Origin of the sequence: Pedobacter sp. R-06 (genome assembly GCF_049913135.1) — a bacterium.
Lineage (GTDB): Bacteria > Bacteroidota > Bacteroidia > Sphingobacteriales > Sphingobacteriaceae > Pedobacter.
In genome coordinates, this window is record NZ_CP183977.1 from 248,672 (window position 1) to 262,987 (window position 14,316).

The following is a 14,316-nucleotide window of genomic DNA, read 5'->3' on the forward strand; positions in this document are numbered from 1 at the left end:
CTAAGGATCTAAAGGTTCATCAAAATCAATCTGCAACGAAGCTGTATTGATGTAGAATTCTGATTCGGTATCACTTAAACGTTTTCCGTTTTTATAAGGATAGTAGCCGAGTTCTTTTTTGCAACGTTCGGGGAGCAGATTGGTGATATTATAACTCTGCGATTTTACGGTACAGGCTAAACCTGGTTTATCTGCGGGCATTCCGTACCTAAACATCAGCCTTGCGCAGTTACGCATGTTGGTGGTGGTATGGCGGGCATGCGGCTCCATGATAATGGCACTTTCGGGTATCTGAAGGGTTTCCATTAAAAATTTCTTCATTTCGTATGCTTCGCTGAATTTGGTTTTGTAGGGGTGTACACGTCCACCAGAAACCACGATAAATGGTGCCATGCCTTTCTGGTATTGCAAGGCTGCTAAGCGGCAACGGATCATTCCGCCCGGGCTAAGTGCAACATCTTTTTCTTCCGGGCCAGCACCCGGAACCAGGATTACGCTGTAAGGATATTTTTTCCAGTCTGTTTTTTTGATCTGGTTAACCGCGGCAAGGTTTACACCTTTTGCCATCGGCTCGTAATCGGCGGCCTCATTGCGTTCATTTAATTCCAACGCTTCCAATGCAAATAACATGGCAGGTTCGAAAAAGAGCTTATTATTGCCCTGCAGGGCTAATAGTGCACTTGCCGAAGTAAGTTCTGCAAACGTTTTATCCTTTAAGTTAAAACTGATCGAATCTATTTTGGGGTAGTTGGGCTTGTTTCCTTCTACGTATACACCAATTGCATAATTTATGGCACTGGCATCTTGTTCCCATGCTTTTACTAAAAGGGTTTTGCGTTGTTCTTTGGCAAACATGGCATAACAACCTGATGGGATAAGATGATTTTTTACCAAATTTCCCAATGGATTATTTTCTGTATAAAGCAGTGCTAAACGGTTTCCGATACGGGTTATTTCCTCATTGTTGAATTTTAAAGCTTTTGCATAACAGCTAATATCGGCTTTACAGGTTTTCACAGCTTCATTTACCTGTGCCGTTTTTGTTTTGTAAATGTTGCTGAATGCTGTATCTGTGCTCAGCATTTTGCGCAGTTCGGGCAATTGCTCAAAAAGTGTAAGCAGGTAATAATTTTTGTACTGTACTTCGTTCCTGGTCTTTATTAACTGATAAGACTGGTTTGTTAAATCTTGTGCAGATAAGCCCTGCCAAAAAAGGCAGAACACAAAGAAGGTATAAAGGGATTTCATCAAAGTTTTGGAAGCAAACTTAAAGATTGGCCATTAAAGAAACATTAACAAGATGTTATGCTTTGATGGTTAAATAAAACGATTATTATCTGTCTAATGTAGCTTAATATTAATTTAAAGTGCCAGTTAAAATTGGTGTATAGAGTTAACATAATAGATACATCGTGTTAAAAGTACACCGTTACTTTTGCCGCTGTAGAACGCTCAAAAATTACTTGTTAACCTTAAAGGATAAGCCTATGTAAATGTGAAATCTACACTTCTACTAAAAAACAAATCCCAATTATATTTCAAAACCATTACTAAGAACAAAAAGATGACATCATTTTTTTTAACCGCAAGTATGAAAAGTGCTTGCCGGAAATTGCTTTTGCCTTTAGGCTTACTGGCCATCTGTAATTCCAGTGCAACAGCGATTAATCATGAAGTAACTGCTTCGGGCTTTAATAATAGAGCATTTGCCACGGTAAGCGGAATAGTTACCGACCAAAATAACCAACCCTTACCAGGCGTAAGTGTCTTAGAAAAGAAAACAAAAAAAACAACCGTTACCGATTCCAATGGTAAATATTCCATTAATGTAGAAGAAGGTGCAGTTTTAGTATTCTCTTATATTGGTTATGATAATCAGGAAGTTGCGGTTAGTGGCCGCCAGAATATTAATGTTGCTTTAAAAGAAAGCAGCAATACCCTAAATGAGGTTGTGGCTATTGGTTACCAGAAGATCAGAAAATCGGATGTAACCGGTGCTATTAGCAGTGTGAAGGCCAGCGAAATGAATTTAACTTCTCCTACTGTTGGCCAGGCATTGGTTGGTAAGGTTGCAGGGGTGCAGGTATCGCAAACCAGTGGTGCACCATATTCGGGTACCAAAATCAGGGTGAGGGGAATCGGTTCGATTAACGCCAGTTCAGATCCCTTATACGTAATTGACGGTTATCCCGCAGGCAACAACGTATCCATCAATCCGGAGGATATTGAAACCATCGACATTTTAAAAGATGCGGCTTCTGCTGCCATTTATGGCTCAAGGGCATCGGGTGGGGTTGTGTTGATTACCACCAAAAGGGGTACGGATGGAAAAGGAAAGTTTGAATATGATGTTCAGGGTGGTATTTCTCAGTTGGCCAAAAAAGTAAAATTGTTAGATGCCAACCAGTTTATCCAGCTTTTAATCGACGGACGTAACAATGCCTATAAAGATTTATGGGTAAACTCAGGGAAAACCTGGAACGATGCCATGTTCGGTGATAACAATGCTACCCGTATCGCCAACGTGGGTAATGGCAGTAGTGTAAGTATTCCGGCCGATCTTTATAATTTCAGCACACAACAGGCTATCCCTGCGGCTTATAATACCGACTGGCAGGATGAGCTTTACCGCAATGCAGCTTTTCAACGCCATAACCTTTCATTTTCTGGCGGTACCAAAGATGTAAAATATTTTTTAAGTGGCGGTTACCAGAACAATGATGGAATTGTAACCAACACCAACCAAAAAGTAACGAACTTTAGGGGGAATATTGATGGCAAGGTGAGCGAGCGTTTACGTGTAGGCGCAAATATTTCGTATACCCAGAACGATAACCGCGAGGTGAGGGAAGGTCGTTACGATTTAAGCCCGATGATGTCGGCTTTGATCTACCTGCCTTATCTGCCGGCAAGGGATGCCAATGGAAATCCGATCCAGTTTGGCATGGGGGCTTTAGCCTCTCAATATGGTATTCAAAATCCTGAGAATCCGTTGGCTACAGTTGAACAAGTAAAAATTACCAGAAAGGGTACCAGAAGTACCTATAATGCAAATGCCACTTATAAAATATTGGATGGACTGGATTTTAAAGCCAATTTGGGAACGCAAACCTATAATGAGAAATATGATTTTTATCTGCCAACCAGTTTAAGCAATGGTAATAATCCGCCTTATTCTACTGCTGCGATATCTGCAGCAAATGCCATTGCACAAACGCTTAGTCAGGTAGATCAGCTTGGTGAGTTTACCCTAAACTACAATAAAACCCTTGGTAAACATAAGATTGATGTGCTTGGAGGATATTCTGCTCAAAAAACAACCAGCGACCTGATCCGTATTTCTGCCAGTGGTTTCCAGAACGATAATATTGGTGAAATTACAGATAAAGGCGCTGATGCAGGATTTTTAACTTTAATAACCGATGGATCGAATAAAACAGGTAAAGCCACCAATACCTTACTTTCTTATTTTGGCCGTTTCAGTTATAACTATGCTGGCAAATATTTTTTAACCGGTTCGTTTCGCCGCGATGGTTCATCGAGGTTTGGTCCGTTTAATAAATACGGTAATTTCCCTTCAGTAGCTGCAGGATGGAACCTTTCGGAAGAAGATTTCTACAACAGTTTTCTTGGTGAACAATCTACTGTTAAGTTAAGGGCGAGCTGGGGATTAAGCGGGAATAACAATATTCCGAATTACAGAACCGAGCAGGAAATGAGTGCAACGGGTGGGGTGGTTTTTGGAAACGCAATTTCTACCGCCATCTGGCCAAATGCCATCCAGGATCCAAAATTGGGGTGGGAATCTACTTCGCAATATAATTTTGGTACTGATATCAGCTTGTTCCGCAACCGTGTATCCATTATCGCCAATTATTACCTGAGTTATTCTTACAACCTGTTGTTCAATCAGCCGGTTTCCGGAATTTCAGGTACCTCATCTATCCTGACCAATCTGGCCGACAGCAAAATCCGCAATAAAGGTTTCGATTTACAGTTGGATGGAAGAATTATCCAAAACCAGGATTTTACCTTGGGCTTAAGCGGGAATATTGCCGTTAACCGGAACAAAGTATTAAATATGGGCGGTGCGAGTACCATTTTAACCAATGGCGCCGAGCGTTCATATTTAACGCACATTACACAAGAAGGACAGCCTGTAGGGATGTTCTACGGATTTAAGGTTTTAGGTCGTTTGACGGCAGATAATGTCGGGAAGGTTGCGCCTTCTGCTTCAGCAACCAATCCTGCAAAAATCGGAGATTTATATTTCCAGGATACCAATGGAGATGGAATCGTCAACGATGCAGATAAAACCGTAATCGGTACACCATATCCGAAATTTACCTATGGCTTTGCCTTAAACACCTCTTACAAAACGTTTGATTTAAGGGCATCTTTCAACGGATCGTATGGAAACCAGGTGTTGGATGGTCAGGATTATTACCTTTATAATTTTGAAGGTTCGGGAAATCAGTATGTCGAAGTAGCCGACCGTTACAGAAACGAGTCAAATCCCGGTAGCGGCTTAAACTACCGCGCATCGAGGGCGGGTACGCAGAGCAATAGCACACGTTTATCGTCTTTCTACATTCAGGATGGTTCTTATTTCAGGTGTACCAACATCACCATGGGTTATACTTTCCCAAAATCGCTTGCCAGTACGCTTAAAGTGAATAATATCCGCGTTTATGCCAGTGTAGATAACGCCTTTACCATTACCGATTACAAAGGTTATAACCCAGAGGTTGATTACAGTGGAGGTTCTAACTTAACTCCGGGTGTGGATTATGGTAACTATCCGCTAGCCAGAACCTATAATCTTGGCATTAAATTAACTTTTTAAAATTCAGAACATGAGAAAAAATATTTATATCGTTTTAGCCCTGGCTGTTGTGGTTGGCCTTGGTGCTTGTAAAAAGGATTTTCTGGATCAAAAGAATCCAAATGCAGTAGCGCCTGAAAATTATTTTAAAACAGAAAATGATGTTTTACTGGCCGTAAATGGTGCTTATCAATCGTTGAGAAGCAGCAACACTATGGGAGAGAACAGTGGTTTATTTACCGATGAACGCTCTGACGATACCGGAAGAAATGATAACCAGAGTAATGCGGGTGAACCTTTTCAGTTTAACGATTTTTCCCTGCTGCCAAGTAACTCCTATCTGAAAGCCCATTGGTTAGCCCTTTACAATGCGGTAACCAGAACTAATTTTATTTTATCCAACATTGATAAAGCGAATTTTACCACTCAGGCTAATAAGGCAAATTACGCTGCAGAAGCTAAATTCATAAGGGCCATTATGTATTTCGAACTGGTACGGAAGTGGGGCGCGGTACCGTTGGTAACAAAACAATTATCAACTAATGAAGAGGTGACGCCCTTTGTTTTCCGCGCACCTGAAGCGGATGTTTACAATCAAATTGTAGCCGATTTAAAAGACGGCTTAAACAGTACGTTACCCAACTTTCCGGCAACGGCGAATATCGGAAGAACATCTAAAGCCGCCATAAATGCCTATCTGGGCAAGGTTTATTTAACCATGGCGGCCACCCTGCCAAACAATAAGGCCGAAAACCTAAGCAATGCCAATACTTACCTTTTGGCGGCCTATAATATGAAAGCTTTTGGGAACCTTACCGAAATTCCCTATACTGACGTTTTCGACGTAACGAAAAAAACAACCTGTAAAGAATTGATTTTCCAGATTTCTTACAAACAGGGCGATATTAATTATAGCTCTAGCATCGCCGCCAACAACCAGGCGAAAGGAGAAACCATTAATTCGTTAAAGGTTTCTACCGGTATCGGTGGTAATGTGAAGCTAGACCTTATTAACGAATATGAATCAAGTGATTTAAGGAAAGATTTTTCTGTAAAGTTTGCAAATGATGCTACGGTAAAAGATTGGTTTATTACCAAATTCCGTGATGCGAGTGAATTGGCTACGAAAAACGGTTATGGAGGCAACGACTGGATTTTAATGCGTTATGCTGATGTAATTTTAATGCTTGCGGAAGTTAATATGTTGCAGGGCAATGATGCTGTGGCTATTCAGTATTTAGATATGGTTAGGGCAAGAGCGGGTATGCCACTTTATACAGTAGCTAAAACGGATGCCACTTATGCCGCTAAATTCCCGACTTTAAAACTGGCTATTTTACACGAGCGTAGGGTAGAGTTTGCTTTCGAACACCAAAGATGGTTTGATTTAATCAGGAATTTTACTGCTGCAGAGTTGGTTACTTACCTAAAAGCGAAACCACAGTCGGCGTATGGAATTGCTAAGCTGACTAACGTAACCACAAAAGACAGGTATTATCCTATTCCTTTTGATGAGGTGAAATTAGATCCGGTTAAAATGTACCAGAATCCGGGATACTAAGCGGGGTGGAAATATATAAGCAAAGCGGGCTGATCATTGATCGGCCCGCTTTTTTAGTTTTCATTGACAGATTCTTAATAAGGGTCGTCATCTCGACTGGAGTGCAACGGAATGGAGAGATCTTTGAAGCAAATATTGAAACGAATTTAAAAGATTTCTCCACTACGGTCGAAATGACGATACTTCGAGATCATTTATCTCCCTAAACCCACTGTCATTTATATTGATTTTTATACAATAAATTATCCCTTAGGACGACAATTTTATAAACAAACTCCTATATGGCTTTTTAAAATCCGAGAAAATCTGCTGATCTGCTGATCTGCGGAACCCTTTTTTATACTCCCGCTGATTTAAGATGATAAACGCAGAATCGGATTGGCAGTTTACAATGGCTAGGTTTATGCTTGCGGATGACGGAATTATGAAAGCAGTTAATAGTTCTAAGTTTGCAGTTAACAGTTCTATCAACGCAGTGAACAACTTCATACTCGCAGTTCGTAGGTTTATGCTTGCGGTTAACAGTTCTATCAACGCAGTGAACAACTTTATACTCGCAGTTCGTAGGTTTTTGCTTGCGGTTAACAGTTCTATCAACGCAGTGAACAACTTTATACTCGCAGTTCGTAGGTTTATCCTTGCAGTTAACAGTTCTATCAACGCAGTTAACAACTTTATCGGAGAGGTAGGTAGCTTTATTAACGCAGTTAACAACATTATACTAGCAGTTGCTAGTTTTATACCTGCTAAGCAATTCTATGCTTCAATAAGTGGCGTAAATGATTTTTTAAAAATCCGCGAAAATCTGCTGATCTGCGGGAACCCTTTTTTATACTCCCGCTGATTAAAGATGATGACACAGATCCAGTTTGGGAATCTCTCTCATATTTGTAATTCACTCTAAATTTGTCACGTTGAGCCCGTCGAAACGCTTTGAAAGATATTTAACAAGGTCCTTCGACAAGCTCTCCGTAGGAGTCCTTTGGACAGGATGACATTTTTTAATACAAACTCGAACTGAAAACTGTTCTGCTAAATAATATTCCGTGTAATTTTTCCTTTGATAATATAGAGTGCCTGGATGTTTTTTTTACGGATTACGGTATCGCCTTTAAAATTGGGATTTGAAGAGCGGAGGATTAGTTTGGTATTATCGGTGTGCTGAAAAATTAGCTTTATGGTACGTAAGCTGTTACTATCTTCATCCGTCATCACCACATAAGCTTCGCCCCATTGTAAAATTTCGTAATTAGTAATTTCTTTGATGGCGATAATTTCGCCTGCGGCATATTTAGGGTACATGCTATCGCCATACACGGGTAAATAGGCTGTACAATCGTTAAAAGGGAGGTAATTTACCAGGTATTCTGCCCGTTGTTCTTCTACCAGGAAATCTTTAGCATCCGATAGGCTCATATCGAAATAGGGAACACCCTCTTTGCTTTCGTTAACGCCTGGCTTCTTTTTAAAAAAGGGTTCGCCCGTTCCATTTTCAAGCCATGTTAAATTTACGTCGAATTTAAGCTCGAGTTTATCTTTAATAGCGTTTGATACATTAACCCTTTCTCTTAAAATATCCGATAAAGAGCCCTGTTTAATATTTAATGCGGTAGCAAAATCTTTTTGGGTTTTAAAATACAATAAATCCATTAATGACTTTAAGCGCTGATTCTCATTCATAGTAGTATGTTAATAAGTTTTGTGTATAAAATATAGTTAAACTTATTTTATTTTGCTAAATTCGTTAGCTAAGATAATAATTTAAAAAATATACGCTATGGAAGGGAACTCAAATTTTAAAAAAGAAACGATGGCATTTATTGATGCCATAGAAAGCTTTTTTTTATCAGATGGTGTAGGCCATCATTTAAATTTTTTAAAAAACTGGTTAAACCCATCTCAAAACGAATTCGATTATTCGCCGCAAAAGCATCCTGCAAAGCTATTGGGGTTTTATGAAAAACTGGTGCCGCTGTTCGATTATTCGGATTTAATTTTTAACCGGATTGAAGCTGATACTGCTTTTGTAAAAGCGATTGAGCTAGATGAATGTAATCTGGAACGCGAATCGGTTGTACTTGATTATTGCCCGAAGTTGTTGAGCAAGAGCGAAATGAAAAACCCAAAATTTACTTTTTTAGATATTTTTATCTTCTTTGAATCGGATAGCTATAAGATCGTTTACAAGGAATGGTTACTGGCCGGATTGGAAAATAAGCTCGATCTGGATTGGGATCAGTATGTTGCCGCGTTTTACGAGAATACCATGAAAATGCTGGAGGCCTGTTGGCTCATCCACGAAAGGCTAATCACCAAAAATAGTTTTAAAAGTATCGATCGCTATTACCATATGGCCATGTTCGAAAGTACATCGCCTTTGGCTTTCGATCAGGAATTATTTGATGATCCATTTAAGGCAATCGAATTTTTCTTTAGTTTGGATAACCTTGCAGGGCATAAAACATACCTGAAAAAATGGTATAAAATGGCCTTATCAGAAGCGCACCGTTTAAGTGATGTTGCCGATTATTTTTTTCTGTATAACCAGTTTACGAAATTGCTTAATGCGGGTTATTTAATTGCAACCAAAAAACTAATTTATCAGGAAGCCTTGCCTGAAGGGTTAATTACTGAAGATCGTTTTATTACAACCGAAGTGTATAACAAAGGCCTTTGTGAAGTAAATACGCTGGTGCCCGAACACATAGAAAATCCTTATCGCTTTGTAATGTCTTTTTTCATTCCTGAAAAAATTAAACAGTTGCGCCTGGGCCTTTTAGAGTGGCTGTATGCCGCATTTAGTGCCGGGAGCAGCATTAAACTGATGGATAAAGAATTTTTATTTGAACAGTATGAAGCCATGCTGATGATCATGGAAGCTTTTTTTCTGATGATCGGTAATCCTTCACTAAGTGATGATATTAAAGATGAAAGGCGGCATTATGCGGAATAAATGCTTAAACCTTAGCCATAGTGCCCTAAAAGAAGAAACTGTAATGCACTTATTAAAGGGCATTACAGCTGCGGTACCCATTCAATATATTTATCTCCACAATAATTTTTTTGCAGATAAAGTGGTGCGAGAAATGCTAATTATGGTTTCGTTTAAACATGTGCGTATTTTAAATGAATTAACGCCGGTATTAAATATTGTATTTAATGGGCAAATGGAATTTAGTTATCGGGTTTTCCATGTGCACGAAGTTGAGCAGGCTTTGCTAGCCGGGAGTTTGTTTTTTTATTATGCTACTGCAGCTCAAAATTGTTTATTTACTAGATCTGGAAGTTTTCTTGAATGTGGCGCACCTGAGTTCATTGCAGATCGGGTTAGCAGCACCTATCAACACGAAACAAGTAAGGCCAACAAATTTTTATCTGGAGCCAATTTCTATTTTAAACAACAAAATTTCGAACATTGTGCTTTTATGCTGCACCAGGTTTTCGATTTAATGTACCGCGCCGTTGAAATTTTGGTAATGGGAAAGGATAAAAAAACGCACCGTATTAATGCCCATCAATTGTATGTTAAAGCCTATATTAAACCGCTTTCTGAGCTATTTAACCAAGATGAAGAAGAGGTTTGTTTGTTGCATTTGCTTGATGAGGCTTATCTGGCCGTTCGGTATGAAAATAATTACAAAATCGGTGAGCAAGATGTATTACGTCTGTTTGAAAAAGTAGATGTATTGTATCATGTTGCAGAACAGGTTTATCAGGCCATTATGAACAATCATTTCGATCAGCAGGTTGCCGAAATCCGTGTTGGCTAATCATTGTTCATGAACTCACTCGGGGTTTTGCCGAAATGTTTTTTAAACTCCGAACTAAAATATTTCCTGTCGTTAAAACCTACTGCATAGGCTATTTCGGCAATATTTCCTTTGCCCTGTTTAAGTAATTGGGCTGCTCGTTTTATCCGAAGCGATTTAATAAAGTCGTTTACTGAAAGATCGGTTAGTGCCCTTATTTTTTTGTAGAGTACAGGCTGGCTCATGCCAATTTCTGAAGATAGGGTGGGTACATCAAAATCCGGATCGGCAATCCGGTCTTCGATAAGCTGAATAACTTTATTCAAAAAGTTCTGTTCCGTAGTGTTAACCACCAGGTTTTTAGGCTCCAGTGTAATTACCTGCGCAAACTTTTGTTTAATTGTTTCCCTGGCGTTTAACAGGTTTTGGATGTTCAGTTGGAGTATTTTTAAGTTAAATGGTTTCATAATATAGGCATCGGCACCATTTTCGAAACCGTTTACCTGATGTACATAAGCAGATCTTGCCGTTAATAAAACGACAGGGATATGGCTTGTTCTTTCATCGGTTTTAAGTTTTCTGCATAATTCCAGGCCATCCATCACTGGCATCATTACATCGCTGATAATTAAATCGGGAATCAGCTCTAAAGCACAATCTAAGCCTTTAGCCCCGTTTTCGCTTTCGTAAATCTGGTATGAGGGGCTTAAAGCCTGTTTAATAAAGGCTCTTACATCTTCGTTGTCTTCTACTAGTAAAATACTGCGTTTCTCTTTTTCTACAGTTGATACCGCATCAGCAAGTTCCTCTACCAGTGATGCTGTTTCTGGTAAAGTGGGTATATTATAGTTTGCCGCATCATCATAATAAACATAATCAGCTATAAAATCATTAGTATTAAAATGTTGTTTTCCTATTTTTAAACTTACGGTAAAAATCGTATGGCCAAAGGCTTTGTCGTTTTTAGGTATGCTTTCGAAACTGATCTGGCCATGATGGAGTTCTACAATGCTTTTAGAGAACGATAAGCCTAAACCTGTACCAATGGTTGTAGTGGCATTGGCCTGATAAAAATTGGTGAATAGGTTGGCCTGGTTCTCTAAAGGAATACCCTTGCCATTATCAGATATCTTAATATGGAGCAATTGTTTTTCTGTTTCTATTTTCAGGCTAATTTTTCCATTAACAGGTGTAAACTTAAAGGCATTAGAAAGTAAGTTGAAGAGTACTTTTTCCATTTGAACTTTATCAAAATAAAGCTCAATTTCTGCGTGTTCGGTTTCAAACTGATAATCGATATTTTTAGCAATGGCCATGTTCTGAAAAGCCAGAAATATTTCCCTGCAAAATTTTACCACGTTGCCAGGACTCACATGTAATGCCATTTTTCCACTTTCGGCCTTTCTAAAGTCGAGCAGTTCGGTAACCAGGTTCATTAAACGGTCGGCATTATTTTTTATTGGTTGCAGATCCCGGTTCAGGGCGGGATCATCTTTTGCATTTTCGATCAATTTATCTAAGGGACCCAGAATGAGGGTTAATGGTGTACGTATTTCGTGAGAAATATTGGTAAAGAACTCGAGCTTATGCTCGTTAATCTCTTTTTCTTTTTTTAGTACAGCTTTTATTAATAAATAACGGATAAATACAATGGAAATGGCTGCAAAAGCGCAAAAGTAAAATAGGTAGGCCCACCAGGTTCTATAAAATGGCGGATTTACCGTAATATCGATTTTACGGATATTTGAACTTGGAATGCCATCATTATTAACACCTCTAACCATAAAAGTGTAGTTGCCAGGAGGAAGATTGGTATAAGCAGCCGTTGGGACATCTACATCGTTCCAGTTTTTTTCGAAACCGTCTAATTTATAGGAATAGCGGTTTTTTTCAGGTTTAATAAAGTTCAGTAGGGCAAAACTTAAACTAAATGTATTTTGATGGTTAGAAAAAACGAGCTTATCCTTTAAGCTAATATTTTCATCGAGCAGGCCGTCCTCAGCATTAATTTTTACTGGTTTGTTATCAACTTTTAAACCGGTTATTACCATGACTGCAGCCTTATTATTGGTTTGTATGCGGTTAGGAAAAAAGCTGATAAAGCCATTATAACCACCAAAAAACATTTCGCCATTGCTGCTTTTAAAAAAGGCATTGGTATTAAATTCGTTTCCCGGCAAGCCATCGGCAACGGTATAGTTTTTAAAGGTTTTGTGCTCCCTGTTAAACATGCATAAGCCGTTGGCAGTACTTATCCATAGATTTCCATTGTCATCTTCTAAAAGGCCCAGCACATTATCGTTCGGTAAACCATTTTTTATCGTGTAGTAAATTACTTTGTTCTTTTTTTGATCGTACTGCACTAACCCTCTGTTGTTGGTGCAGATATAAACCTCTTTATTTTTTGTTTCTGCAATGCCGTTTACATAATAATCTAAAGGTTTTTTGGTTTTTGCATCGCATAAAGTGTAAAACTCTTTTTTATCAATGTTGTAAATGCTAAATCCGCTTGTGGTGCCGAAGTAAACGCGATCGGTTACCGTTAAAGCTTTAACTATTGGTAAATTCGGAAAAATTGAAGGCAGCTGAAAGTTGTAAAATCCGGTTTTTTCAGGATTGGAAATTTTGACGCCGTTACGTTGAGTGGCTACATATAGGTGTGCATTTTTATCTTCGGCCACTGCAGTAATTTCATCGGGTACATCTTCCTGTTTCGCACTAAAGTCGAAACGCTTAAAAGTATGGTTCTTGCCGTCGTAAAGATTAAGTCCGCCGGAGTGCGTACCTATCCAGAGTTTACCGGTTTTATCGAGTATTATTTTTTTAATGAGGTTGGATTTAATCGAATTGCTGCGGCCATCGTTTTTAAAAGCGGTGAATGTTTTTGTTAGCCTGTTGAAATAATTTAATCCACCGCCTTCGGTTCCGATCCAGAGATTTTTATGCTCATCTTCGGCAAAGGCACTTACCACATTGTTGTTAATGCTTGAGGTATTTTTATTGGTGCTATAAATGTTAAATGCTGTGGTATACGGATAGTTGATGTTCACACCGCCAAAATAAGTGCCCACCCAGATGGAACCGTTCTGATCTTTATACAACCGATGTACCGAATTCTGCGACAGGCTTTTTTTGTTGTCGGGATCGTACTGTAAGTTGGTACAGTTAAAATTTTGGGTGTCCATTATGCTAATCCCATCCAATGTACCTATCCATAATTTGCCTGCATCGTCTAAAACCATGGTGCGGATGGTGTTGTTTACAAGCGAATGCTGTTGACTATCTGAATGTTTAAAATTTTTAAAGGTATTGGTTGAAGGGGTATACAGGTTTAAACCATTATCCTGCGTGCTGAACCACAGTTTGTGCTGGCTATCTTCAATTATACCCGTGATATAATTTTCGCTGATATCGCCAGCTTTACCCTCATTTTTAAAAACAGCCGTTTCGTAAGCGCCATTTTTAACAGTCATTTTTAATAAGCCACTGGATGTTCCAACCCAGATATTTCCTTCATGATCCTGCTTTATGGTTCTGATGTTATGGTATATTTTATCCTTAAAAAAAACCTTAATCTTTTTAAGGTTCCCGTTTACAATTAAGTTTAATCCGTTAAGCGTGCCAAGCCATACATTTCCATTTTTATCTTCGGTAATGCAATTAACCATATTGTTGCTAATGCCTTTAGGGCTGGCGGTAATGCGCTCAAAATTATCCGTTTTTTCATTATACTTATTTAAACCTGCATCGGTACCTACCCATAAGTTTTGATGCGAGTCTGATAAAAGACTTACAACATAATTATGCGATATGGAAAGGGAGTCGGCCGCTGAAAATTGGTACACTTTAATGTTATACCCATCGTAACGGTTTAGTCCATTTCGGGTACCGAACCACATAAATCCTTTTTTATCCTGGCAGATGGCCAGTACCGAAGTTTGTGATAAGCCCTTCTCTATACCAAGGTGGTCGAACAAAATTGGTTGTTGACATTTTCCTGATGTTACAAATCCTAAAAACAGGGCTGCACAGCACAAAAATTTCAGGAAAGCTTTAGGCATGAGATAATTGGTTATAGTTGTTATTGGCAATCTAAATTATGGTTTAAAAGCATTTTTGCCAAATATTTAGAATATTACCCCTAAATGTTTAGAAAATTATACCCCTTCGAAATGGGCTAT

At 38.9% G+C, this 14,316-nt stretch carries 8 protein-coding genes; 5 read left to right on the forward strand and 3 right to left on the reverse strand.

Going from position 1 to position 14,316, the window contains the following annotated elements:
- Complete coding sequence (locus ACN9MR_RS01095; protein ID WP_426330210.1) at window positions 1–1,248, reverse strand: YdcF family protein; 1,248 nt, start codon at window positions 1,246–1,248, stop codon at window positions 1–3.
- Window positions 1,249–1,564: 316 nt separating this feature from the next.
- Between ACN9MR_RS01095 and ACN9MR_RS01100 the strand changes: the two genes are divergently transcribed.
- The 3 genes from ACN9MR_RS01100 (at window position 1,565) to ACN9MR_RS01110 (ending at window position 7,230) form a co-directional block, all read left to right on the forward strand.
- Window positions 1,565–4,846 carry a SusC/RagA family TonB-linked outer membrane protein gene (locus ACN9MR_RS01100; RefSeq protein WP_426327813.1) on the forward strand — a complete coding sequence of 1,094 codons (3,282 nt, stop codon included), beginning with the start codon at window positions 1,565–1,567 and terminating at the stop codon, window positions 4,844–4,846.
- A gap of 10 nt (window positions 4,847–4,856) precedes the next feature.
- Window positions 4,857–6,386: a RagB/SusD family nutrient uptake outer membrane protein gene (locus ACN9MR_RS01105; RefSeq protein ID WP_426327815.1), complete on the forward strand. Its 1,530-nt coding sequence runs from the start codon at window positions 4,857–4,859 to the stop codon at window positions 6,384–6,386.
- Window positions 6,387–6,744: 358 nt separating this feature from the next.
- Complete coding sequence (locus ACN9MR_RS01110) at window positions 6,745–7,230, forward strand: hypothetical protein (RefSeq protein WP_426327817.1); 486 nt, start codon at window positions 6,745–6,747, stop codon at window positions 7,228–7,230.
- A gap of 188 nt (window positions 7,231–7,418) precedes the next feature.
- Here the strand turns inward: ACN9MR_RS01110 and ACN9MR_RS01115 are convergent, their stop codons facing one another.
- Window positions 7,419–8,066 (reverse strand): LexA family transcriptional regulator, encoded by a 648-nt coding sequence (locus ACN9MR_RS01115; RefSeq protein WP_426327819.1) that lies wholly within the window; start codon window positions 8,064–8,066, stop codon window positions 7,419–7,421.
- A gap of 97 nt (window positions 8,067–8,163) precedes the next feature.
- On the opposite strand from ACN9MR_RS01115, the gene ACN9MR_RS01120 reads away from it, so the two are divergent.
- Both ACN9MR_RS01120 and ACN9MR_RS01125 read left to right on the forward strand, forming a co-directional pair.
- Window positions 8,164–9,339, forward strand: a complete 1,176-nt coding sequence (locus ACN9MR_RS01120; RefSeq protein WP_426327821.1) for a hypothetical protein — start codon at window positions 8,164–8,166, stop codon at window positions 9,337–9,339.
- Entirely contained in the window at window positions 9,314–10,156 is an 843-nt protein-coding gene (locus ACN9MR_RS01125) for a HEPN domain-containing protein (RefSeq protein ID WP_426327823.1), read from the forward strand. The genes ACN9MR_RS01120 and ACN9MR_RS01125 overlap by 26 nt, the downstream gene beginning before the upstream one ends.
- On the opposite strand, the gene ACN9MR_RS01130 is transcribed toward ACN9MR_RS01125, so the two are convergent.
- On the reverse strand, window positions 10,153–14,196 hold the full coding sequence (locus ACN9MR_RS01130; protein WP_426327825.1) for a two-component regulator propeller domain-containing protein: 4,044 nt from the start codon (window positions 14,194–14,196) through the stop codon (window positions 10,153–10,155). The genes ACN9MR_RS01125 and ACN9MR_RS01130 overlap by 4 nt on opposite strands.
- Window positions 14,197–14,316: the final 120 nt, after the last annotated feature.